This window comes from Glycomyces albidus (assembly GCF_009451885.1).
Lineage (GTDB): Bacteria > Actinomycetota > Actinomycetes > Mycobacteriales > Micromonosporaceae > Glycomyces > Glycomyces albidus.
The window spans coordinates 81,167-104,066 of sequence record NZ_WIAO01000006.1; the positions used below are offsets into that span (position 1 = coordinate 81,167).

17 protein-coding genes are annotated in these 22,900 nt (G+C 71.9%); 9 read left to right on the forward strand and 8 right to left on the reverse strand.

From position 1 onward, the window contains the following. Positions 1-190: 190 nt before the first annotated feature. From nusG to GFD30_RS07355, 3 genes are all read right to left on the reverse strand, one after another. A complete protein-coding gene (gene nusG, locus GFD30_RS07345; protein WP_153024632.1) occupies positions 191-907 on the reverse strand; it encodes a transcription termination/antitermination protein NusG in 717 nt (238 codons plus the stop codon). Between the two features lie 327 nt (positions 908-1,234). Continuing rightward, a complete protein-coding gene (secE, locus tag GFD30_RS07350; RefSeq protein ID WP_322633041.1) occupies positions 1,235-1,516 on the reverse strand; it encodes a preprotein translocase subunit SecE in 282 nt (93 codons plus the stop codon). 56 nt (positions 1,517-1,572) lie between these two features. Continuing rightward, positions 1,573-2,094 (reverse strand): GbsR/MarR family transcriptional regulator, encoded by a 522-nt coding sequence (locus GFD30_RS07355; RefSeq protein ID WP_153024536.1) that lies wholly within the window; start codon positions 2,092-2,094, stop codon positions 1,573-1,575. 93 nt (positions 2,095-2,187) lie between these two features. Between GFD30_RS07355 and GFD30_RS07360 the strand changes: the two genes are divergently transcribed. The 5 genes from GFD30_RS07360 (at position 2,188) to GFD30_RS07380 (ending at position 11,720) form a co-directional block, all read left to right on the forward strand. Further along, on the forward strand, positions 2,188-3,108 hold the full coding sequence (locus GFD30_RS07360) for an ABC transporter ATP-binding protein (protein ID WP_153024537.1): 921 nt from the start codon (positions 2,188-2,190) through the stop codon (positions 3,106-3,108). After that, the gene (locus tag GFD30_RS07365; protein ID WP_153024538.1) at positions 3,105-4,742 is read left to right on the forward strand and encodes an ABC transporter permease; all 1,638 of its coding nucleotides are present in this window, start codon (positions 3,105-3,107) and stop codon (positions 4,740-4,742) included. Before GFD30_RS07360 ends, GFD30_RS07365 begins: the two co-directional genes overlap by 4 nt. A 125-nt stretch (positions 4,743-4,867) precedes the next feature. Next, positions 4,868-7,966, forward strand: a complete 3,099-nt coding sequence (locus GFD30_RS07370; protein WP_153024539.1) for an ATP-dependent helicase — start codon at positions 4,868-4,870, stop codon at positions 7,964-7,966. Further along, entirely contained in the window at positions 7,959-11,102 is a 3,144-nt protein-coding gene (locus GFD30_RS07375) for a UvrD-helicase domain-containing protein (protein ID WP_153024540.1), read from the forward strand. Before GFD30_RS07370 ends, GFD30_RS07375 begins: the two co-directional genes overlap by 8 nt. Positions 11,103-11,255: 153 nt before the next feature. Continuing rightward, complete coding sequence (locus tag GFD30_RS07380) at positions 11,256-11,720, forward strand: Rv0361 family membrane protein (RefSeq protein WP_194201880.1); 465 nt, start codon at positions 11,256-11,258, stop codon at positions 11,718-11,720. Between the two features lie 80 nt (positions 11,721-11,800). Here the strand turns inward: GFD30_RS07380 and GFD30_RS07385 are convergent, their stop codons facing one another. From GFD30_RS07385 to ileS, 3 genes are all read right to left on the reverse strand, one after another. Then, positions 11,801-12,175 carry a type II toxin-antitoxin system death-on-curing family toxin gene (locus GFD30_RS07385; protein ID WP_227995926.1) on the reverse strand — a complete coding sequence of 125 codons (375 nt, stop codon included), beginning with the start codon at positions 12,173-12,175 and terminating at the stop codon, positions 11,801-11,803. A gap of 11 nt (positions 12,176-12,186) precedes the next feature. Further along, positions 12,187-12,387 (reverse strand): hypothetical protein, encoded by a 201-nt coding sequence (locus tag GFD30_RS26200; protein WP_194201881.1) that lies wholly within the window; start codon positions 12,385-12,387, stop codon positions 12,187-12,189. Positions 12,388-12,521: 134 nt separating this feature from the next. After that, positions 12,522-15,665 carry an isoleucine--tRNA ligase gene (gene ileS / locus GFD30_RS07390; RefSeq protein WP_153024543.1) on the reverse strand — a complete coding sequence of 1,048 codons (3,144 nt, stop codon included), beginning with the start codon at positions 15,663-15,665 and terminating at the stop codon, positions 12,522-12,524. A gap of 507 nt (positions 15,666-16,172) precedes the next feature. On the opposite strand from ileS, the gene GFD30_RS07395 reads away from it, so the two are divergent. Continuing rightward, a complete protein-coding gene (locus GFD30_RS07395) occupies positions 16,173-18,299 on the forward strand; it encodes an anthranilate synthase component I (protein ID WP_153024544.1) in 2,127 nt (708 codons plus the stop codon). Between the two features lie 72 nt (positions 18,300-18,371). On the opposite strand, the gene GFD30_RS07400 is transcribed toward GFD30_RS07395, so the two are convergent. Beyond that, a complete protein-coding gene (locus tag GFD30_RS07400; RefSeq protein ID WP_153024545.1) occupies positions 18,372-18,818 on the reverse strand; it encodes a hypothetical protein in 447 nt (148 codons plus the stop codon). Between the two features lie 199 nt (positions 18,819-19,017). Between GFD30_RS07400 and GFD30_RS07405 the strand changes: the two genes are divergently transcribed. Further along, positions 19,018-19,605, forward strand: a complete 588-nt coding sequence (locus GFD30_RS07405) for a dihydrofolate reductase family protein (RefSeq protein ID WP_153024546.1) — start codon at positions 19,018-19,020, stop codon at positions 19,603-19,605. Positions 19,606-19,778: 173 nt separating this feature from the next. Here the strand turns inward: GFD30_RS07405 and GFD30_RS07410 are convergent, their stop codons facing one another. Beyond that, positions 19,779-20,339, reverse strand: coding sequence for a PepSY domain-containing protein (locus GFD30_RS07410; RefSeq protein WP_153024547.1), 561 nt, complete (start codon positions 20,337-20,339; stop codon positions 19,779-19,781). Between the two features lie 203 nt (positions 20,340-20,542). Between GFD30_RS07410 and GFD30_RS07415 the strand changes: the two genes are divergently transcribed. Together GFD30_RS07415 and GFD30_RS07420 are read left to right on the forward strand one after the other, a co-directional pair. Further along, positions 20,543-21,220, forward strand: coding sequence for a response regulator transcription factor (locus tag GFD30_RS07415; RefSeq protein ID WP_153024548.1), 678 nt, complete (start codon positions 20,543-20,545; stop codon positions 21,218-21,220). Further along, a complete protein-coding gene (locus tag GFD30_RS07420; protein ID WP_322633042.1) occupies positions 21,213-22,874 on the forward strand; it encodes a sensor histidine kinase in 1,662 nt (553 codons plus the stop codon). The genes GFD30_RS07415 and GFD30_RS07420 overlap by 8 nt, the downstream gene beginning before the upstream one ends. Positions 22,875-22,900 lie beyond the last annotated feature (26 nt).

The window sequence follows — 22,900 nt, forward strand, 5'->3', positions numbered from 1 at the left end:
GGCTTGCAAAGCTTCGCCGTGACTGGCTGTTCACAGGGCGGACCGCCCTGTGTTCTTCCGTGCGCGCACCGGCTCGGAGCTGGAGCGCAACCGTTCCAGGGTACCTGCCGAGCGGCAGGGTCCCCGAAGCGAGGTGTGTGAGCTGTGCTTCAGGTCGCCGGGGGCCGCGGGGCCCGCGGCGCGCCTGCGGTTACAGCTTCGAGACCTGGTTGAAGTTGAGCTCGACCGGGGTCTCGCGGCCGAAGATCGAGACGAGCACCTTGAGCTTCTGCTGCTCGGCGTTGATCTCCGCGATGGTGGCGGGCATCGACGCGAACGCGCCGTCGACGACGGTGACGGACTCGCCCTCGGCGAAGTCGACCTTGATGTCGGCGTCGGAGGAGGCGGACTCGCCGGCCGCGCCCTCGTCCTTGGGCTTCTGCTCCGGCGGGAGGAGCCACTGGATGACCTCGTCGAGCGGGAGCGGGCTGGGCCGGTCGGTGCGGTCGACCACGCCGACGAAGCCGGTCACGCCGGGCGTGTTGCGCACGACCGAGTACGACTCGGGGGTCATCTCCATGCGGACGAGCACGTAGCTCGGGAAGACCTTGGCCTCCACCTTGGAGCGCTTGCCGTTCTTGATCTCCACCTCGGTGTGGGTGGGGACCTCGATCTGGTAGATGTAGTCCTCCATGTCGAAGGACTGGATGCGGTTCTCGAGGTTCGAGCGCACGCGGTTCTCGAAGCCGGCGTAGGAGTGCAGCACGTACCACTCGCCGGGGGCGAAGCGCAGCTTGGCGCGCAGCGCCTCCGCCGGGTCGACCTCGGGCTCGCCGGGCTCGGCGGCCTCGGCCTCGTCGGTCTCCGGCTCGTCGTCGACGTCCGCGACCTGGGCCGCAGCGGCCTGCGCCGCGGCTTCTTCCTTCAAGGCCTCGTCGAACTCAGACACGCTTGACTCTCATTCCGGCTCGGTGCCCGCCGTCCGCGGGCACTGCGACTGTGCTTCTGCTGCTTCTGCTTCGGTTTCTTCGGATGCGGCGGCGCTGCGCCGAGGTACGGCTCTCGCCGTGGCGGATCCCGCCGCCGGTGAAGTCGCGCGCCGGCGGAACCGGCGCGCGTCATACCCACTAGGGTAGCCGCTCTGCGGCGGGGCGCGCCTCAGGCACCGTCGAAACGGCGCAGGTCACGCGAACCGCCCGGGGCGGGCGCGGGCGGGACGGGCCGGATGCCGACTCGCCCGGGGACCGCGGAGGGCCTAGGAGTCGGCGCCGAAGGCGCGGCGGACGAGGTCGCCGAAGAGCAGGTCGAGCCCGCCGATGTACGCCATCATGATGCCGACGAAGACGAGCACCACGATCGAGTAGGTGATGAGCTGGCGGCGGGTCGGGTAGACGACCTTGCGCAGCTGCTCGACCACCTCGCGCAGGAACCGGCCGAGCTTCTTGAAGGGGTTGCGCTCGACCGCCTTGTCGCCCTGCTTGCGGGTGGGACGCCCCTTGTCGGCGGTCGCATCGGAGCGGCTGGTGTCGTCGGCCACGTCGGCTTCCTCCAGGGTTCGTCTGATCGGGGCGGTCAGGCTTGCAGCATACCGGACTAACTCGACGCGTCCGCGTCGCGGCGTCGCGCTTTGTAGGCGGCGGTGAGTTCGGCGCGGCGCTCGTTCCAGTGGTCGCGCATCAGCCGCATCTCGACCTTGGTGAACTCCATGAACGCGGCGGTCTGGATGAGCCGGTCGCGGCCGGGACCGTCCGGGAGCGTGTCGATCCCGACGAGCGCGGTGTCGCGGTAGCGGTCGAGGAACCCGGAGCGGTCGAGCATGATCGAGCCCCAGATGTCGTCGTCGTTGAGCCGGTAGACGTCGGCGCGGGTGGAGGGCCGGCGGGTCTTGAAGACCAGGCCGGCGGCGAGGAGCTCGCGCACCGCGCCCGAGACGGCCGCGAGGCTGATGCCCAGGCCCTCGGCGATCTCGGCGGCGGTGTAGGTCTCGTCGTCGTCGACCAGGATGTAGGTGAACACCCGCGCGGCCATCTTCTGCATCCCGCTGGTCGCCAGGATCGCCGCGAACTGCTCCACGTAGTCGAGCATCGACTGCCGCTCCGCGCTGTGCTCTTCCATGTCTCCCCTTCGCCGCGCCCCGATCGGTTCTTGATGATATCTTGACACTCATCATGTTTCACAAATTTGTGAAAACTATGATAGCTTGAGCGCATGAACGCAGTGATCCGCACTGAGAACCTGGTCAAGCGCTTCGGTCACGTGACCGCGCTCGATCATCTCAATCTCGAAGTGGCCCAAGGCGAGACCCACGGGTTCCTCGGCCCGAACGGCGCCGGCAAGTCCACCACCATCCGCGTCCTCCTCGGCATGCTCCGATCCGACGAGGGCCGCGCCGAGCTCTTCGGCGCCGACCCCTGGAAGGACGCCGCCGAGCTCCACCGGCGCCTCGCGTACGTCCCCGGCGACGTCGCCCTCTGGCCCGGCCTCACCGGCGGCGAGACCATCGACCTCCTCGGACGCCTGCGCGGCGGCATCGACAAGCGCAAACGCGACGAGCTCCTCGAGCGCTTCGACCTCGACCCGCGCAAGAAGGGCCGCTCCTACTCCAAGGGCAACCGCCAGAAGGTCGCCCTCGTCGCCGCGTTCGCCGCCGACGTCGACCTGCTCCTGCTCGACGAGCCCACCTCCGGACTCGACCCGCTCATGGGCGCCGTCTTCAACGAATGCGTCAGGGAGGCGTCGGCCCAGGGCCGCACCGTGCTCCTCTCGAGCCACATCATGAGCGAGGTCGAGGCCCTCTGCGAGCGGGTGAGCATCATCCGCAAGGGCGTCATCGCCGAGACCGGCACCCTCGCCGACATGCGGCACTTCTCCCGCTCCCGGCTGCGCGCCACCCTCAAGAACCCCGTCCGCGGCCTCGGCGACCACGACGGCGTCCACGACCTGAAGACCGACGGCCTCGACATCGACTGCAACGTCGACGCCGCCGCCCTCGACGACGTGCTCGCCCAGCTCGCCGTCGCCGGCGTCGCCGCGCTCACCTGCGAGCCGCCGTCCCTGGAGCAGATCTTCATGCGCTTCTACGGCGACGAGCTCGCCGCCTCGGGCGTCCAAGAGGAGAACGGGAAATGAGCACCGCAGCAGCGGAGATCGAAGACGGCCTGGGCACACTCGCCGGCACCGGCAAGCTCCTGCGGTTCCAGGCCCGCCGCACCCGCGTCTTCCTCATCGGATGGTTCGCGGGGCTCGCCGGCGGCACCTGGATGATCGCCGCGGCGTTCCCCGGCCTCTACCCGACCGCGGCCGACCGCGCCCAGTACGCGACCACCGTGGACACTCCGGCGATGCGGTCGATGACCGGCCCCGTCGAGTACATCGAGGCGTACGCCGACAGCACCGCCGCGATGCTCGCCCACAACATGCTGCTGTGGACCGGGGCGCTCACCGCCGTCATGTTCGCCCTCCTGGTCACCAGGGTGACCAGGGCCGACGAGGAGACCTCCCGCCTGGAGGTCATCCGGTCCCTGCCCGTCGGCAGGCGCGCCGACCTGGCCGCGGCGATGCTCCTCGCCGTCATCGCCTCCCTCGTGCTCGGCCTGCTCCTGGCGCTCACCGTCCTCGGCGTCCCCGGCGCGGACCTCGAAGGCGCACTGCTCTACGGCCTCGCGCACGCCGCCATCGGCATCGTGTTCGCCGCGCTCACCGCCGTCGCCGCGCAGATCGCCGGGTTCGGATCCACCGCCACCGGCATGGCCTTCGGCGTCATCGGCCTGGCCGCGCTCATGAGCGGCGTCGGCAGCGCCCAGGAGAGCGGCGCGATCTGGGCCTCCCCCATCGGCTGGTCCCAGGAGACGTTCGTCTTCACCGCCGGCCAGCGCTGGTGGCCGCTGGCGGTCTCGGCCGGCGCGGCCGCGCTGCTGGCCTGGCTCGCGTTCTCCCTGGTCACCCGTCGCGACTTCGGCCAGGGCATGATGCCCGCCCGGGCCGGGCGGGCCCACGCGGGCGGCGGGCTGCGCAGCGTCGGCTCGCTGACGCTGCGGCTCAACCGGGCGGTCCTGTGGTCCGGGGTCGTGACCATGCTCCTGCTCGGTGCCGCGTACGGGTCGGTGGTCGGCAGCGCCGACGACATGCTCGAGACGCTCTCGGACACGCAGCGCCAGGTCCTCGACCAGGGCGGGGCGTCCATCGAGCAGAACTTCGCGGCCACCATCAGCGCGCTCGACGGACTGTTCGCCAGCATCTTCGGGCTGCTCGTCGTCGGCCGCGCCCGCCGGGAGGAGACGGGCGGACGCGGCGAGCTCCTCGCCGCGGGTCCGGTGCCGCGCAGCGGCTGGCCGGGCTCGTACCTGCCGACCGCGCTGGCGACCGTGACGCTCGCGGTGGCCGTCGGCGGGCTGTTCCTGGCGATCACCGGATCGGCCTCGACCGGGGACGGGGCGTTCTTCGGGGAGCTGCTCGGCGCCTCGCTGCTCCAGCTCCCGGCGGCGTGGGCGCTGACCGCGTTCGCGTTCGCCGCGTACGCCTGGCTGCCGCGTGCGGGGTGGCTGCGCTGGCTGGCGTGGGTGTACGCGTTCGTCGTGTCCTACTTCGGGCAGCTGCTCGACATGCCGGCCTGGTCCAGGGCGCTCTCGCCGTTCGACCACCTCGCGAGGTACCCGGCCGAGGACGTCGAGTGGCTGCCGGTGGTGCTGCTGACGCTGGTGGCCGGCGTCTTCGCGGTGCTCGGCTACGCCGGTGCCCGCCGGAGGGACCTGCACTTCAGCTAGCCCCGCACCAGACCCCGTTCCAAGGAAACCGGGCGCCGCCGGTCCGACACCCCGGGCCGGCGGCGCCGACCCGTGCCGGTGGTGCCGGCGGGACTTGTCATACCCCCGTGAAAGCCTGTGGTTCCATGGGCAGCGTGTTCGAACTCCGCTATGAGTTGACCGATCCGCCCGCCGAGGCCGAGTTCGCACTCGATCCGGCGCAGCGGTCGGCGGTCGAGCACGCCGCCGGGCCCCTGCTGATCCGGGGCGGGCCGCAGACGGGCAAGACCGAGGCGCTGCTGCGGGCCGCGGCCGCGAAGGTCGAGGCCGGGGCCGATCCGGCGTCGATCCTGTTCTTCGGGCTGCGCCGCCAGGACACGGCGTACCTGCGGGCCCGTCTGAACGCCGCGACGGCCGCGCGGTCGGCGGCCGAGATCGGCGTGTACACCTTCCCGGCGTTCGCGTTCGCGGTGCTCCGGTCGGCCGCGGCGCTCGACGGCCGGGAGGAGCCGCGGCTGCTGACCGGTCCGGAGGCCGACGCGCTCATCCGGTCGATGCTCGAGGTCGAGGACTTCGGCTGGCCCGACGGGTTCGACGAGGCGGTGCGCACGTACGCGTTCGCGCAGCAGCTTCGGGACCTGGTGCTGCGCTGCGGCGAGCGCGGCCTGTCGGCGCCGGAGCTGACGCGGCTCGCGCTCGAGCACGACCGTCCCGAGTGGACGGCGGCGGCGCGGTTCTACGACCGGTACGTGACCACGCTGGCACTGCAGTCGATGTCGAGTGCGCTGTACGACTCGGCGGAGATCGTGCGCGCCGCGGGGGCCGCGCTGCGCTCGCGTCCGGAGCTGCTGCCGCGGCCCGCGTGGGTGTTCGTGGACGACCTCCAGGACGCGACCCCGGCTCATCTGCGGCTGCTGGAGCTGCTGGCCGGGGACGGCGGGAACATCGTCGCGGCCGGGTCGCCGGACGCGGCCGTGTTCGGCTTCCAGGGCGGCGACCCGGAGTCGATCCGGGAGTTCCCGTTCCGGTTCCCGGCGTTCGACGGGGCCGAGGCGCCGACGGCGCAGCTGGACGACGTGCACGAGGTGGCGCTCGCGCCGCTGGCGGCGACGACGGTGCTGTCGCGGCGCCTGCGCGGGTCGGACCGGGACCGGCGGCGCGGGACGGCCTCGCAGGAGCGGGGCCGGGCGGAGGTGGTGTACCTGCCGTCGGCGACGCGGGAGGCGGTGTACATCGCGGACGTCGCGCGGCGCGCGCACCTGCTCGACGGGGTCCCTTACGGCGACATGGCGGTGGTGGTGAAGTCGGCGTCGTCGATCCCGCAGATGCGGCGGGCGATGCAGCACGCGGGGGTGCCGACCCGGCAGGCCGCCGACGACGTGCCGCTCCCGGCGCATCCGACGGTCCGGGACCTGCTGCGGGTGGTGCTGGTGGGGCGCCATCCCGACCGGCTCGACGAGACGGTCGCGGCCGGGCTGCTGCATTCGCAGTTCGGCGGCGCGGACCCGTTCGCGGAGCGGCGGCTGCGCCAGGAGCTGCGGCGGCTGGCGGTCGCGGCCGACGACTTCTCCCCCGGCGCCGACCTGCTGGTCGAGTCGCTGGCGGATCCGGCGCGGATCGCGGCGCTGCCGGAGGAGGAGTGGGCCGAGCCGGCGCGGCGGCTCGACGCGCTGTTCGCGGCGGCCCGCGGGGGCGGCGGCATCACCGAGACGCTGTGGTCGGTGTGGGAGGCGTCGGGGCTGGGCGAGCGGCTCAAGCGGCGGGCGCTGTCCTCGGACCGGCGGGCGCAGCGCGCGGACGCCGAGCTGGATGCGGTGATCGCGATGTTCGACCTGGCGGCCGATTACGAGAAGAAGCAGCCGGGGGCGCTCGTCGACGTGTTCTGCGAGCATGTGCTCCACCAGCAGCTTCCGGGCGACTTCCTTTCGGCGCGTGCGGAACTGGGCGATGCGGTGACGTTGACGACGGCGCATGCCGCGCACGGTCGCCAGTGGGCGTTCGTGGTGGTGGCGGGCGCGCAGGAGGGGGTGTGGCCGAACCTGCGGCCGCGCGGTTCGCTCCTGGGCGCGGAGGCGCTGGTCGACGTGCTGGACGGGCGCGCCGACGTGGACCAGGTGGCACAGCTGCTCGACGAGGAGCGGCGGCTGTTCTACAACGCGTGCACGCGGGCGCGGACGCGGCTGCTGGTGACGGCGGTCGACTCCGACGACGCGCAGCCGAGCCGGTTCTGCGGGGAGCTGGGGGTCGAGCCGGTGACGGCGCCGCGGCGGGGGCGGCCGCTGAGCCTCGCGTCGCTGGCGGCGCGGCTGCGGGAGGCCGTGGTGGACGCGGGGCACGCCGAGCGGGACGCGGCGGCGGCCGGGCTGCGCCGCCTCGCCGAGTCGGGGGTGCCGGGCGCGGATCCGGCCACGTGGTGGGGTCTGGCGCAGGTCTCCGACGAGCGGGCGCTCAAGCTCGCCGGGGAGACGCTGCGGATCTCGCCGTCGCAAGTGGAGACGTCGCAGCAGTGCGGGCTGCGGTGGATCCTGGAGTCGAACGGCGCGGACGACGGGGACCTGCTGCCGCGGCATCTGGGGACGCTCCTGCACGCCGCCGCCGAGGCGGTCACGGTCGATCCGGCCGCCGACCCGAAGGCGGTCATGGAGCAGGTCGTGGGCGAACATTTCGACCGGCTGCCGTTCGAGGCGCCGTGGCACGCCGAGCAGCAGCGCCGCCGCGTCTCGGGCGCGGTCGAGCGGTTCGCGGCGTGGCTGAGCGCGAACCGGCGGGAGCTGCTCGGGGCGGAGCGGTCGTTCCGGGTGAAGCTCGAGGTGGGGCCGCCGGGCGTCGAAGTCGTCATGTCCGGGCAGATCGACCGGCTCGAGCGCGACGGCGACGGGCGCCTGTACGTGGTGGACCTGAAGACCGGCAGGAACGTGCCGCGGGCCGACGAGGTGCAGACGCACGCGCAGCTGGGGGCGTACCAGCTCGCGGTGGCCGAGGGGGCGTTCAGCGAGGGCAGCGAGCCGGGCGGCGCGGAGCTGGTCTACCCGAACGTGGAGAACAAGAAGTCGATCCGGATCGTGACGCAGGGGCCGCTGAGCGAGGGCGAGAACCCGGACTGGGCGCGTGAGGCCGTCGCGGAGGCCGCGAACCGGATGGCCGGCGACGTGTTCGAGGCGCGGAACACGAGCAAGTGCGCGACGTGCAAGATCAAGCAGTGCTGCCCGATCGCGGACGAGGGGCGGCAGGTCACCGATGAGTGAGGCGCGGGTGAACGAGGCGGGCGAGGCCCGGGTGAGCGAGGCCCGGGTGAGCGGGGCGCGGGCGGCGCAGGTGCGGCGGTTCAGCGCGCTGGGACTCGCCAACCGGCTCGGGGCGAACCGGCCCACCGCAGAGCAGGAGCTCGTGATCGAGGCCGGCCGCGACCCGATGCTCGTGATCGCGGGCGCGGGCTCGGGCAAGACGACGACGATGGCCGACCGGGTCGTGTGGCTCATCGCGAACCGGGTGGTGCGCCCCGAGCACATCCTCGGGCTCACCTTCACCCGCAAGGCCGCCGCGGAGCTCGCGGCGAGGGTCAGGGAGAAGCTGCGGCGCCTGACCGAGTCGATCCCCGAGCTGTCGGACCTGCACGGCGAACCGACGGTGTCGACGTACAACGCGTACGCGGGGAGCCTGGTCGGCGAGCACGGGCTGCGCATCGGCATCGAGCCGGGCACCCGGATCGTCACCGACACGGGCCGGTGGCAGATCGCCCGGGACCTGGTGTGCGCGTGGGACGGCGAGATGAGCGAGTTCGACGTCGGGATCGACGAGGTCACCAAGCGGGTGCTGCAGCTCGCCGGGCAGCTCGCCGAGCACCTCCGGGACGGCGCCGACCTCCGGTCGTTCGGCCGCGACCTGTACGAGGAGCTCGAGGAGCGCGTCAACGGCAAGCCGCTCAACGACGAGTTCCGGAACCTGGCGTCCCTGCGGCGCAAGTACGACCAGCTGCTGCCGCTGGTGGAGGCGTGGGACCAACGCAAGCGCGAGCTCGGCGTCATGGACTTCGCCGACCAGCTCTCGCTCGCGGCGCAGCTCGTGGCGGGTGCGCCCGAGATCATCCGCTCCGAGCGCGACCGGTGGCGGGTGGTCCTGCTCGACGAGTACCAGGACACGTCGTTCTCCCAGGTCTCGCTGCTGCGGGACCTGTTCGGCGGCGGGCACCCGGTGACGGCGGTGGGCGACCCGAACCAGTCGATCTACTCCTGGCGCGGCGCCTCCGCCGGGACCCTCCAGCGGTTCCCCGCGGACTTCCCGGCCGCGACGGGCGAGCCCGCGAAGGTCGCGTACCTGACGAAGTCGTGGCGCAACCGCGAAGCGATCCTCGAGATCGCGAACACCGTCTCGGCGCCGCTGCGCGCCGCGGACGTGCCGCCCCTGACCGTGGGCGCGAAGTTCGACGACGAGCACGGCCCCGGCCTGGTCGAGGCGGCGATGCACCTGTCGGCCGCCGACGAGGCCGAGTGGATCGCGGCCCGGCTCGCCGCGGTCTGGCAGCCGGGCGCCGAGGAGACCGCCGCGGTCCTCATCCGCAAGCGCCGCCAGATCCCGGCGCTGCACCGCGCCCTGACGCACGCCGGGCTCCCCGTCCAGGTGGTCGGGTCGCTCGGGCTGCTGTTCTTCCCCGAAGTGGCCGAGACGGTGGCGATGCTGCGCGCGGCCGCGGACCCGATGAACGGCCCGGCGCTCATGCGGCTCCTGGCGGGGAACCGGTGGCGGATCGGTCCGCGCGACATCGCGGCCCTGTGGGCGCGGGCGCGCGAGCTCGCCCCGGACTCGCGCGGCTTCGAACCGGACGCGGGCGTGGAGGCCGAGGCGTCCCTCGCCGACGCGCTCGGCAATCCCGGTGCGCCCGAACGCTACTCGACCCTCGGGTACCTGCGGTTCGCGCAGCTCCACGAGGAGCTGAGCTGGATCCGCAGCCGCCTGGGGCAGAGCCTCCCGGACGTGGTCGGCGACGTCATCACCCACACGGGCCTGGACGTCGAGGTGATGCTGCACCACGGGGACCTGAGCAACCTCGACGAGTTCACGGACGTGGCCGCGTCGTACGAGAACGACACGGCCGGGGCGAGCATCCCGGGGTTCCTGTCGTACCTGGAGACGGCGGCCGAACAGGAGCGCGGCCTCACGGTCGAGGGCGCGAACCCGGCCGGCGGGGTGGTGCAGCTCCTCACCGTCCACGCAGCGAAGGGCCTGGAGTGGGACGTGGTGGCGGTCCCGGGGCTGTGCGACGGGATTCTGCCGACCACCAAGCGGGACTCGACGTGGGTCTCGGACGCCGCGCGCCTGCCGTACCCGCTGCGCGGCGACGCCGAGAACCTCCCGGTTCTGTACCTCGACGAGGCGCGGATCCCCTCGGAGGTCGCGAAGGCGGTCAAGGCGTTCAAGAAGGACGACCACGAGGCGAACCTCGGCGAGGAGCGGCGGCTGGCCTATGTGGCCATGACGCGCGCCCGCCGGGCGCTGCTGGCCAGCGGCTACTGGTGGGACGCGGACAAGCAGAGCGCGCGGCGGCCCGCCCCGTACCTCGAGGAGGCCCGGAACGCGGGCGCCGAGACCCCGGTGTGGACCCAGTCGGGGCCGACGAACCCGCTCGAGGACCAGGCCCGCACCGCGCAGTGGCCGAGCAAGGCGCCTTTGGGGTCCCGGCAGGCGGCGTTCGCCGAGGCGGCCGAGCTGGTCCTGAACGCGGCCGACCCGGAGCGGGAGGGCCCGCTCGCGCGACAGTGGCGCGAGGAGGCCGAACTGCTCCTGGCCGAGCGCGAGGAGCGCGAGTCCGGGATCGTGCGCCTGCCCCGGCCGGCGCGCCTGTCGACGTCGCAGCTCATGGCGATGCGCGCCGACGAGGCGGCGTTCGCGGCCGAGCGGCGCCGGCCCATGCCGCAGCCGCCGCGACCGGCGACCCAGCGCGGCACCGAGTTCCACTCGTGGGTGGAGGAGTTCTTCGGCGGCGGCACCCTCTTCGACCCCGCCGATCTGCCCGGCGCGGCCGACGAGGCGATCGACCAGTCCGACCTCGAACGCCTCAAGGCCGCGTTCCGCGGCTCCGAGTGGGCGAACCGGCGCATCGCCGCCCAGGAGGTGCCGTTCGTCATCGAGTTCGAGGGAACGGTCGTGCGCGGCCGCATCGACGCGGTGTTCTACCGAGAGCCCGGCGACCGCGACGGCGGCTACGACATCGTCGACTGGAAGACCGGCCGCCCGCCGGAGGGCGAGGCCGCGGCCCATGCGGCGCTCCAGCTCAAGGTCTACCGGAAGGCGTGGGCGCGGCTGAAGGGCGTCGACGAGTCGGAGGTCCGGGCGGCGTTCCACTACATCTCGGCGAACCGCACCTGGTGGCCGGACCTCGATTAGGGAGGCGGACGCGTCGCGTTCGCACCGATGCCGCCGCGGATTTGCCCGGCATTGCTATCGTGGCGTTCGCCTCCAACGGCCGGCCCGGCCGGCCGGCGGCCCTGACACCCGAAGGGTCGCAACCGAATCCCCCATTGATAGGAACCAATGAGCATGACCTTCAAGCTCCGCACCGCCCGCAGGGCCACCGTCGTCACCGCCGGCGCCTTCGCCCTTCTCCTGGCCGCCGCCGCGTGCGGTGGCAGCAGCGACACGCCTGAGGGCGCGGTGGAGAACTTCCTCGACAACGGCATCGAGGACTTCGCCAACTCGTTCGCCTCCGGCGATGTCGACAAGGCCGCCACCGATGCCGAGGAGTACTTCTGCGCTGAGGACATCACCGCCATCAAGGACATGGGCGCCATGTTCGAGGGCATGAGCGAGGACGAGATCAAGGAGGCCATGGGCGACGAGGAGATCGTCCCCGAGGACTGGTCGTACGAGATCGGCGAGGTCACCGAAGAGGGCGACACCGCGTCCGTCGCGGTCACCATGACCGAGAACGGCGAGGACACCGAGGAGACCTTCGACCTGGTCAAGGAAGACGACGTCTGGAAGATCTGCGGTTTCATGGCCTGAGGCCGCATCGCCTGAAGGGCCCGGCGAGCGCAGCTCGTCGGGCCCTTCTCACTCGCCGCGGGCGCCGATACCGTCCGCGGTCACTCGGCCAGTAGGGCGAGCAGTCCATCGGCGATCTCGCCGACTTCGGCGAGCCGCCCGGACGCCACAGCGATGACCAGGTCATAGGCCTTGTCCTCGACGGCGTCGGGGTCGGCGAGCCGCAGACCGTTGAGTTCGAGGAACGTCGCAGCGGCGAGGAAACCGAGACGCTTGTTCCCGTCGACGAGCGGGTGGTTCGCAACGATCGAATGCAGGAGCGCCGCGGCCTTCTCGAGGAGCGACTCGTACGCCTCGGAGCCGAACACGCTCGTCTGCGGGCGGGCGGCGGCCGATTCCAGCAGCCCGATGTCGCGGATCCCGACGGTCGGCCCTGCTGCGACCACGGCGAGGTCCACCAGTTCCTCAGTCGTCAAGTAGCGGGGCACTACTCGCCCAGTCTCGTCATCAGCCGGGCGTGCCGCTTCGCGATGTCCTCCGCCACCGATCGGACGTGCTCGCGCTGCCGACGCTCCATCCATTCGGCGATCGCGGCTTCGGCGGCGCTGTTCATCGACAGGCCCGCTTCCGCGGCGACCTCCCGGAACCGGCTCTCCACCTCGTCGGACAGCCTGAGTGTCATCGCCATCCCGGCACCTCCATTCTGGTTGCATCGATGATACCAAGGATGCCACCAACTCGGCGGTCGCGCATCGTCGACCGCGGGTGCGGACGTGAGAGGGCCCGACTGGGGATGCCAGCCGGGCCCTCTCGCGTCGTCGTCTAGCGCTTCTCGACCGCGGCCTTCACCGTGGCGTCTCCAGCCTCGCCGGAGGTGGCGCTTTCAGGGAGGTCCCCGAACACCAGGTCCAGGGCGAGGGTCTCGGCCTGAACGAACTCGCGATGGGCCTCGACGGCGGCGCGGACGGCGTCCGAGGCGTCGACGGTGACGGCGACGCGGTCGGTGACGTCGAGGCCGGCGTCCTTGCGGGCCTGCTGGATCACGCGGACCAGGTCGCGGGCCAGGCCCTCGGCGGCCAGCTCCGGCGTGACCTCCGTGTCGAGGACGAGCACGCCGCCCTCGTTCGGAAGGGCCTCGGTGTGCTCGGCGTCGACGGCGACCATCGTCAGCTCGAACTCGCCGTCCTCCAGGACGACGCCGCCGGCGGTGACCGTGCCGTCCTCGACGGTCCAGTCCCCCGCCTTGACGGCCTTGATGACCCGCTGCACGTCCTTGCCCAGGCGCGGCCCGAGCACGCGCGGGACCAGCTTCAGGTCGGACTTCGAGTAGGCGCTCACGTCGGAGTCGAACTCGACGGCCTTGACGTTCAGCTCGTCCTTGAGCAGGTCCGCGAAGGGCTCGAGGCGCTCGGCGTGCGGGGTCGCGACCGTGACCTTCGCCAGCGGCAGCCGCACCCGCAGCTTGCGCGCCTTGCGCATGAACAGGCCCACGGAGGCGATGTCGCGCACGGCGTCCATCGCCTCGACCAGGGCGTGGTCGGCGGGCAGGTCCCCGGCCGAGGGCCAGTCGGCGAGGTGCACCGAGCGGCCGCCGGTCAAGCCCCGCCAGATGTCCTCGGCGACCATCGGCAGCAGCGGCGCGGCCACCTCGGTCGCGGCCTTCAGCGCCGTCGCGAGCGTGGCGAACCCGGCCTCGTCGCCCTCCCAGAACCGGTCGCGGGAGCGGCGCACGTACCAGTTGGTGAGGCTCTCGAGGTAGGACCGGAACGCGGCCGTGGCGGCCACGAGGTCGTAGCCGTCCATCGCCTCGGTCATCGCCTCGACCAGTTCGCGGGTCTTGGCGAGCAGGTACCGGTCGAGCCGGTGCTCGGACGCCAGCGCGGTCGCGCGGGCCTGCTCGGGGCTGGCCTCGTATCCGGAGGCGCCGGCGTAGAGCGTGTAGAAGTACCACACGTTCCACAGCGGCAGGACGATCTGGCGGACGGCGTCGCGGAAGCCGGTCTCGGTGACGGGCATGTCGCCGCCGCGCAGGACCGGGGACGAGACGAGGAACCAGCGGACCGCGTCGGAGCCGTACTGCTCGAACGACTCCCGGACGTCCGGGTAGTTCTTGAGCGATTTGGACATCTTCTGGCCGTCGGCGCCCAGGAGGGTGCCGTGGACAACGGCGGTGCGGAACGCGGGCCGGTCGAACAGGGCGGTCGAGAGGACGTGCAGCAGGTAGAACCAGCCGCGGGTCTGGGCCGTGTACTCGACGATGAAGTCGCCGGGGAAGTGGTGCTCGAACCAGTCGGCGTTCTCGAACGGGTAGTGGACCTGGGCGAACGGCATGGACCCGGATTCGAACCAGCAGTCGAGGACCTCGGGGACGCGGCGCATCGTCGACTTCCCGGTGGGGTCGTCAGGGTTCGGCCGCACGAGGTCGTCGATGTAGGGCCGGTGGAGGTCGCGGACTTCGACGCCGAAGTCGCGTTCGAGTTCGGCGAGGGAGCCGTAGACGTCGATGCGCGGGTGCTCGGGGTCGTCGCTGACCCACACGGGGATGGGCGAGCCCCAGAAGCGGTTGCGGCTGATGTTCCAGTCGCGCGCGTTGGCGAGCCACTTCCCGAACTGGCCGTCCTTGATGTGGCCGGGGGTCCAGTCGATCTCCTGGTTGAGTTCGACCATGCGGTCGCGGAACTTGGTGACGGCCACGAACCACGCCGAGAGGGCGCGCTGGATCAGCGGGGAGCCGCAGCGCCAGCAGTGCGGGTAGTTGTGGTTGTAGGTGTCGTGGCGCAGCAGCCGCTGGGTGGCCTTGAGGTCGTTGATGATGAGCTTGTTCGCTTCGAAGACGTGGACGCCGGCGTACGGGGGGACCTCGTCGGTGAACTTGCCGGAGTCGTCGACGGGGACGACCGGTTCGATGCCGGCGGCGTCGGTGACGAGCTTGTCCTCTTCGCCGAAGGCGGGGGCGATGTGGACGACGCCGGTGCCGTCCTCGGTGGTGACGTAGTCGGCGGCGAGGACCTGGTGGGCGTTCTCGCGTCCGGCGAAGAAGTCGAACGGCGGGTTGTAGCGCAGGCCGACGAGGTCGGCGCCCTTGTAGCGGGCGAGGACTTCGGGGGCGTCGCCGAGTTCGCGGGCGTAGGCGGCGAGGCGGGCCTCGGCGAGGAGGTAGCGGCCGTCGTCGGTGGCGACGACGGCGTAGTCGACGTCGGGGTGGACGGCGGCGGCGAGGTTGGACGGCAGGGTCCAGGGCGTGGTGGTCCACACCAGGAGCTTGACGCCGCCGAGGGGGCCGTCGTCGGCGACGTCGAGGCCGACGGTGACGGCGGGGTCCTGCCGGTCGCGGTAGGTGTCGTCCATCTTGGTCTCGGTGGCGGCGAGGGGCGTCTCGCAGCGCCAGCAGTACCAGAGGACGCGGTAGCCCTCGTAGATGAGGCCCTTGTCGTAGAGGGTCTTGAAGGCCCACATGACGCTCTCCATGTAGGTGAGGTCGAGGGTCTTGTAGTCGTTCTCGAAGTCGACCCAGCGGGCCTGGCGGGTGACGTAGTCGTGCCATTCGCCGGTGAACTGGAGGACGGACGCCTTGGCGGCGGCGTTGAACCGGTCGATGCCGTAGGCCTCGATCTCGGCCTTGGTCTTGAGGCCGAGTTCCTTCTCGGTGGTGACCTCGGCGGGCATGCCGTGGGTGTCCCAGCCGAAGCGGCGCTCGACGCGGCGGCCGCGCATGGTCTGGTAGCGGGGGACGATGTCCTTGACGTACCCGGTGAGGAGGTGCCCGTAGTGGGGCAGGCCGTTGGCGAAGGGGGGGCCGTCGTAGAAGACGAACTCGTTGGCGCCGTTCTCGCCGGCTTCGCGGGCCTCGACGGAGGACTGGAAGGTGTCGTCCTTGGTCCAGAAGTCGAGGATGCGGCGCTCGACCTCCGGGAGGTTCGGGCTCGCGGGGACACCCCGTCGGGGGTCGTCGAGTGGATAGGCCATAGACCCGGTTCTCCTCACACACCTTGCTCACCTGTGTGCGAGGACGAGCCGCGCCCTCTGAGGGCGGCCCGCGGTACCACCTCGCTTGGCGCACGAGTGCGCCCGCTCGATTCGGCGGCGGTGACGGGCCGCGCCCGTCCGGTTCTACTGGGGCCCGTGGCGGCCGCGGGTGCCGCGGCCGGTGGGCCGGTTCTTCCGGAAGCTCGCCGGTGATGGCCGGGTCGACGCTGTTGCACGCAAGTGTAGCGCTGCCCGCCCGGGGGTCCGCGAGCGATTTGCGCCGAGGGGGGCCTGGTCACCGGTCGGCGTCCCAGGGTGCGGACATGTACTATCTGCCTTGTGAGCATCCACGCGAACAACTGGTGGTGGCGTCGCTGAGGCGGCGTCCTGCTTGTGCGTGCGAGCGAACGGAGCGACCGTCGTGAAGGCGGTCGCTTCGTCGTATCCGGGGTCGGCCGCTTCAGGACGGGACTCGAGACCCAGCACCTTCTTGAGGAAGAGGCCCTGATGACAGTGTTCAAGACCCCGTCGGGAGTGACGGTCGAGCGGACGGTGTCCGAGCTCGACTCGCCCGACCTGACGTCCGTGGTGGCGCAGGTCGAGGCCCGCCGCGGCGGCGTGCTCTCCAGCGGCATGGAGTATCCGGGGCGCTATTCGCGCTACCACCTGGCGTACGTGGACCCGTCCCTGGAGGTCGTGGCGCGCGGCCGGCAGGTGACGGTGCGGCAGTTGAACGCCCGCGGCTACCTGCTGGTCGACGTCCTCGCGGACGCGTTCGCGGCGGCCGGGGTGGGGGCGGTGACCCGCGACGACGGCGAGGTGCGCGTCGAGGTGCCGGTGCCGACCGAGCGGGTGCCGGAGGAGCTGCGGTCGAAGCTGCCGACGGCGTTCTCGGCGCTGCGGGTGGTGCTCGAGGCGCTGCGGTGCGACGACCCGTACCTGGGCCTGTGGGGGGCGTTCGGGTACGACCTGGCGTACCAGTTCGAGCCGATCCCGTACGCGAAGGACCGCCCGGCCGACCAGCGGGACCTGGTGCTGCACCTGGCCGACGAGCTGTACGTGGTCGACCGGAAGCGCGAGACGGCGCAGGTGCGCCGGTACGAGTTCTCGTTCGGGGACCGGTCGACGAAGGGCCTGCCGCGCGAGACCGAGTCGCTGGAGTACGTGCGGGCCGAGTCGGTCCCGGACGGGCCGGTGCCGGGCGTGTACGCGGACACGGTGCGCCGGGCCCGCCGCGAGTTCAAGGCGGGCAACCTGTTCGAGGTGGTCCCGGGGCACGAGATGTACGCGGCGTGCGATTCGCCGACGCTGTTCTACGAGCGGCTGCGGACGGCGAATCCGGCGCCGTACGAGTTCATCTTCAACCTGGGCGAGCGCGAGTACCTGGTGGGGGCGTCGCCGGAGATGTTCGTGCGGGTCGCCGGGGACCGGGTGGAGACGTGCCCGATCTCGGGGACGATCGCGCGCGGGGACGACCCGATGCACGACGCCTCGCAGATCGCGGAGCTGATCGGCTCCGCGAAGGAGGAGTCGGAGCTGACGATGTGCACCGACGTGGACCGCAACGACAAGGCCCGCGTGTGCGTGCCCGGGTCGGTGAAGGTCCTGGGGCGCAGGCAGATCGAGCTGTACTCGCGGCTGATCCACACGGTGGACCACGTCGAGGGGCGGCTGCGCGAGGGCATGGACGCGCTGGACGCGTTCTTGACGCACATGTGGTCGGTGACGGTGACGGGCGCGCCGAAGACGTGGGCGATGCGGTTCATCGAGGAGCAGGAGACGACGCCGCGGCGCTGGTACGGGGGCGCGGTCGGGTTCGTGGGCTTCGACGGTTCCATGAACACGGGCTTGACGCTGCGCACGGCGCAGATCCGCGGGGGCGTGGCGGCGGTGCGCGCGGGCGCGACGCTGCTGTACGACTCGGACCCGGACGCGGAGGAGGCCGAGACGCACCTGAAGGCGCGGGCGCTGCTGGAGACCGCGGCGGGCGGGGTCGGCGCCGCGGCGCCGGTGCCCGAGCCGATCGAGGTGGCGGGCGGCCCGGCCGGGGTGGGCCGGAAGGTCCTGCTGGTGGACCACGAGGACTCGTTCGTGAACACGCTCGGGGACTACTTCCGGCAACACGGCTGCGAGGTGACGACGCTCCGGTTCGGGTTCGACGTCGCGTCGGTGCTGGACGAGCTCGCGCCGGACCTGGTGGTGCTGTCGCCGGGGCCGGGCCGGCCGGAGGACTTCGGGACGGCGGCGCTCCTGGACGAGCTCGAGCGGCGCGCGATGCCGGTGTTCGGAGTGTGCCTGGGGCTCCAGGCGATGGTCGAGCACGCGGGCGGGCGCCTGTCGCTGCTGGACGAGCCGAGCCACGGCAAGCCCGGGAACGTGAAGGTGAACGGCGGCGGCCTGTTCGACGGCCTGCCGGACGAGGTGACGGCGGCGCGCTACCACTCGCTGTACGCCACCGCGGACCAGGTGAAGGGCGATTTCGCGCCGACTGCGGCGATCGACGAGGTCGTGATGGCGATCGAGGCGCCCGGGAAGCGGTGGTTCGCGGTGCAGTTCCACCCCGAGTCGATCCTGACGGCGGCGGGCGCGCACGGACACCGGATCATCGGGAACGCGCTGCGCCTGACGGCGTGACAGGGGACGGGTCGACGGAGTGACGCCGCGGGGCCGGGATGCTTCCCGGCCCCTTCTCGTCGCTGCTCCCGGTCAGGAGGTGTACTCCCAGTCCTTGACGCAGCCCCACGCGCTGTGACCCCAGTTGCCCTTCCAGTAGACCTCCATCCAGAAGTCGCTGGAGTGGCCGCACGCGGTGTACTCACCGCCGGCGACGCGGGTGCAGGAGGTCTGCACCCAGGTGCCGGCCGGGATGGATCCGAGGATCGCGGAGCCCGCCTCGGCGCGGAGCCGGTGGTTGACCCCTTCGGCGAAGCGGGCGCGGCAGGTGCGCTGTTCGACGGCGCTGGCCGGGACCGTGTCCTGGTCTTGGGCCGTGCCGTGCTCGATGCGCGACTTGACGGGCGTCGGCACTTCGGTCGGGACGGCCGCGGCCGGCGATGCGGCGGACAGCGACAGCGCGAGGCCGGCTGCCGCGATTCCGATGGCAGTGAAGAGCTTCTTCAGTACCATGATCACCCCTTTGGTGAACGTGTTCATGACTGCGCCTTGTGACGCAGGCTCCACTTAAGTACGTGGAAGCGGCTCTTTCCCCACAAACCACGCATTGTCGGGAACCTGACAGCGCCGGTTCGGCGCGTCGGATCGGGGCCGCGCGGCGGCAGGGCCCGCGTGTTCGAATTGCGGGGCGGCCGCCGATCGGGGGCGGAGTGTCGGTGGCCCGTGGTTGGGTGGTCGGATGGCGAAAACCGTGTACAACACCGCGACCACCGTCGACGGGTTCATTGCCGATCCGGACAACTCACTGGAGTGGCTGTTCCAGGTCCCGGGCGGACTGCCCGCGGAGCCGGGCTCGGACGGCGAGGCGGTCGAGACGCCGCTCGACGAGTTCGGCGAGTTCCTGAAGGGCGTCGGCGCGATCTGCATGGGGTCGACCACGTACGAGTGGATCCTGAACTTCGAGAACGCGGCCGAGCAGCCGGAGAAGTGGGTGTACGAGCAGCCCGCCTGGGTCTTCACCAGCCGCGACCTGCCGGCCGTGCCGGGCGCCGACATCCGGTTCGTCTCCGGCGACGTCGCGGCGGTCCACGCCGAGATGGCGGCGGTCGCCGGCGACAAGGACCGCTGGATCGTCGGCGGCGGCGACCTCGTCGGACAGTTCTTCGAGGCGGGCCTCCTCGACGAGATCCGGGTCAGCCTCGCGCCGGTGTTCCTCGGCGCCGGGGCGCCGCTGCTCCCCCGCCGCATCCTCTCCGACCGCCTCGAACTCATCGAGGCGAAGCCGAGCGGCCAGTTCGCGACTCTCGCTTACCGGGTCAAGAACTAGGCGGAGTCCTCGGCCCCGGGGCGCATCGGTATCCGGACCGCAGCGCCGGACCGGGGCCGGGACCTCGCCAGGCCGCACCTGGGCGGCAGGAGACTCGCCTCCGGCCGCCCACCGGTCCCGGCCCGGCCTTCGCGGGCGGGCCGGGACCGGACTTGTGTGCGCTGCAAGAGTGCTTAGTCGTCGCCGCGGTCGTCGGTGTCGTCGCGGCCGTCATCCGAGTCGTCGTTGTCGTCACCGTCGCTGTCGTCCCGGTCGTCGTCGTCATCCGAGCCGTCGTCGGAGTCGTCGTCTTGGGCCGAGTCGAGGACCGTGCCGTCGAGGGCGTCGACCGCGACGTCCCATTCGACGCCGTCGGCGTCGGTGATGTCGATGATCCAGACGGGGGCCTCGGCGGTGCCTTCGAGGTCGGCGTCGCGGACCGTGCCGTCGACTGCGGTGAGCGCGGCCTCGGCGGCCGCGTCCTCGCCGATGGCGCCGGCCGGGAGCTGGAAGTCGTCGTCGGAGCCGTCGCCGTTGTCGTCGTACTGGTCGTCGAGGTCGAGACCCGTCTGCGAGGCGCCGTTGTCCTCGCGGCGGTCGTCGGCGTCGTCGAAGTCGGCGGCGAAGGCCGCGGCGGTGCCGCCGCCGAGGAGGAGGACGCCGGCGGCGCCCGCGATCACGAGGGTGCGGTGGCGGCCGGTGAAGCGGCGGGCCTTCGGGGCCTCGGGCTGCTGGGCGGGAGTCTGCTCGTTCATGACTGGTCCTTTCGGTCCGTTCGGATCGGATGTCGGCAACCTTGCGCCCTCGAACCTGAAGCCAAGCTGAAGTCACCTGAAGACGGCTTAAGGTTTCCGGGCCGACGAGCCGAGGACGACGCGTTCGCGCTGGCAGGAGGCGAATCCCGACCGGGGAGTCGACTTCAGCTTGGCTTCAGGTTCCGTGTGCCAAGCTTCGGAACATGCGTTTGCTGATGGTGGAAGACGAGCAGCGGCTGGCCCAGGTGGTCGCCGCCGGGCTGGCGGCCGAGGGATACGCCGTCGACCTGGCCCACGACGGCCCGACCGGCCTGTCGATGGCGAGGAGCGGCGACTACGACGCGGTCATCCTCGACATCATGCTGCCCGGCATGAACGGCTACCAGGTGTGCGCGGCCCTGCGGGAGGCCGGCGTCGAGACCCCGATCCTCATGCTCACCGCCAAGGACGGCGAGTACGACGAGGCCGAGGGCCTCGACACCGGCGCCGACGACTACCTCACCAAGCCGTTCTCCTTCGTCGTCCTCCAGGCCCGCATCCGCGCCATGCTGCGCCGCGGCCGATCGGCCCGGCCGTCGGTCTGGCGGTTCGGCGACCTCGCCGTCGACCCGGCCACCCGCACCTGCCGCCGCGGCGACAAGGCGCTCGACCTCACCTCCAAGGAGTTCTCGGTCCTCGAATACCTGGCCAGCCGCGCCGGCGAAGTGGTCTCCAAGTCCGAGATCCTCGAGCACGTGTGGGACTTCGCCTACGACGGCGACGTGAACATCGTCGAGGTGTACATCTCCAACCTGCGCCGCAAGATCGACGCGCCATACGGGAAGGCGGCCATCACCACCGTGCGCGGGGCGGGCTACCGGCTGGCGGCCGACGGTGGATGAGAAGACGAGGAAGCGGGCCCTGAAGGAGTCCCGGCGGCACGCCTACGACAAGCGGCTCCTGTGGCGGCCCGAGTCGGTGCGGGCACGGACCACCGTGGGCGCCACCGTCGTCGTCGCGATCGCGCTCATCGTCGCCGGCTTCCTCGTGGTGACGCTCCTGCGCGACAACCTCTACGGCCGGGCCGAACTGACCGCCGAAGTCAACGCCCGCTCGATCGCGGGCCAGCTCGCCTCCGGCACCGCGCCGGGCGCCGTCGAGCTGCCGGACGACGACGAAGCCGCCCAGATCGTCGCGGCGAACGGTGACGTCGTCGCCGCCAGCGAAGACCTCGCCGGGATGGGCGCCGTCGGCGACTTCGCCCCCGCACCGGACCCGGTCACGGAGACCACTGAGGATGCGGACGACGGCGACGACGGCGGCACCGACGATGACGACACCGACGACCAGACCGACGACGATGACGACGACGCGGACGACGGCGACTCGGACGGCGGCGACTCGGACGACAATGCGACCGAGACCCAGAGTCCCTCGGCCGCACCGGAACCCACGCAAGGCGCCGTCGGGTCGTCGATCGCCTACGAGACCGTGACCCTGCGGTCCGAGGGGGCGCCGTACCGGTTCGCGGCCATGAACGCCACCGCGCCAGACGGCACCGTTTACACCGTCTACTCGGGAGCGTCGCTGGAGACGCAGGAGGAGGCCGTCGAGAGCGTGACGGCCACGATGTGGTGGGCGCTGCCGGCGCTGCTCGCAGTCGTCGCGGTGGTGACCTGGCTCGTGACGCGGCGGGCGCTGCGCCCGGTCGGGGCGATCCAGAAGGAGCTCATCTCGATCACCGGCGGCGACCTCTCCCGGCGGGTGCCGGTGCCGGCGAGCCGCGACGAGATCCACAGCCTCGCCGTCACCACCAACACGACCCTCGCGGCGCTCGACCACGCGGTGTCGCAGCAGCGCCGGTTCGTCGCCGACGCCTCGCACGAGCTGCGCAGCCCGCTCGCGATCCTGCGCAGCCAGATCGAGATCGCGAGGGAGCACCCCGAACTCCTCGACCTCGACGCGACGCACGCCGACGTGATCCGGCTCCAGGACCTCGCCGCCGACCTGCTGCTCCTGGCGCGGCTCGACGCCGGCGAGCGCCCGCCGCACACCGAGGTGCCGTTCACCGAGCTCGTCCGGGAGGAGGTGGCCCGGCGGGCCGCCTCCGACCGGGTGCCGGTCCGGCTCGAGGTGGAGGAGGACCTGTCCGTCTTCGGGGTGCGCGGGCACCTGGCGCGGGCCGTCGGGAACCTGCTGGCCAACGCGCAGCGCCACGCCGCGACCGCGGTGACGGTCACGCTCGCGGCGGAGGACGACGAGTGGCTGTTCCTCGACGTCGGCGACGACGGGAACGGGGTGCCGGCCGGGGACCGCAGGCGGATCTTCGACCGGTTCGTGCGCCTCGACGAATCGCGCAGCCGCGACGAAGGCGGCGCCGGACTGGGCCTGGCGATCGTGCAGGACGTGGTGCTGGCGCACCGCGGCATGGTCCAGGTCCTCGAGTCGCCGGAGGGAGGTGCGCTGTTCAGGATGGCGCTGCGACGGGCCGACCGCCGGCCCCCGCAGGCGAGTGCGGAGGCCGGCGGGCCGGTCGCCTCAGGTCCTGCCCCGTGAACCGGGCCCGGGCCGGCCGGGTTCAC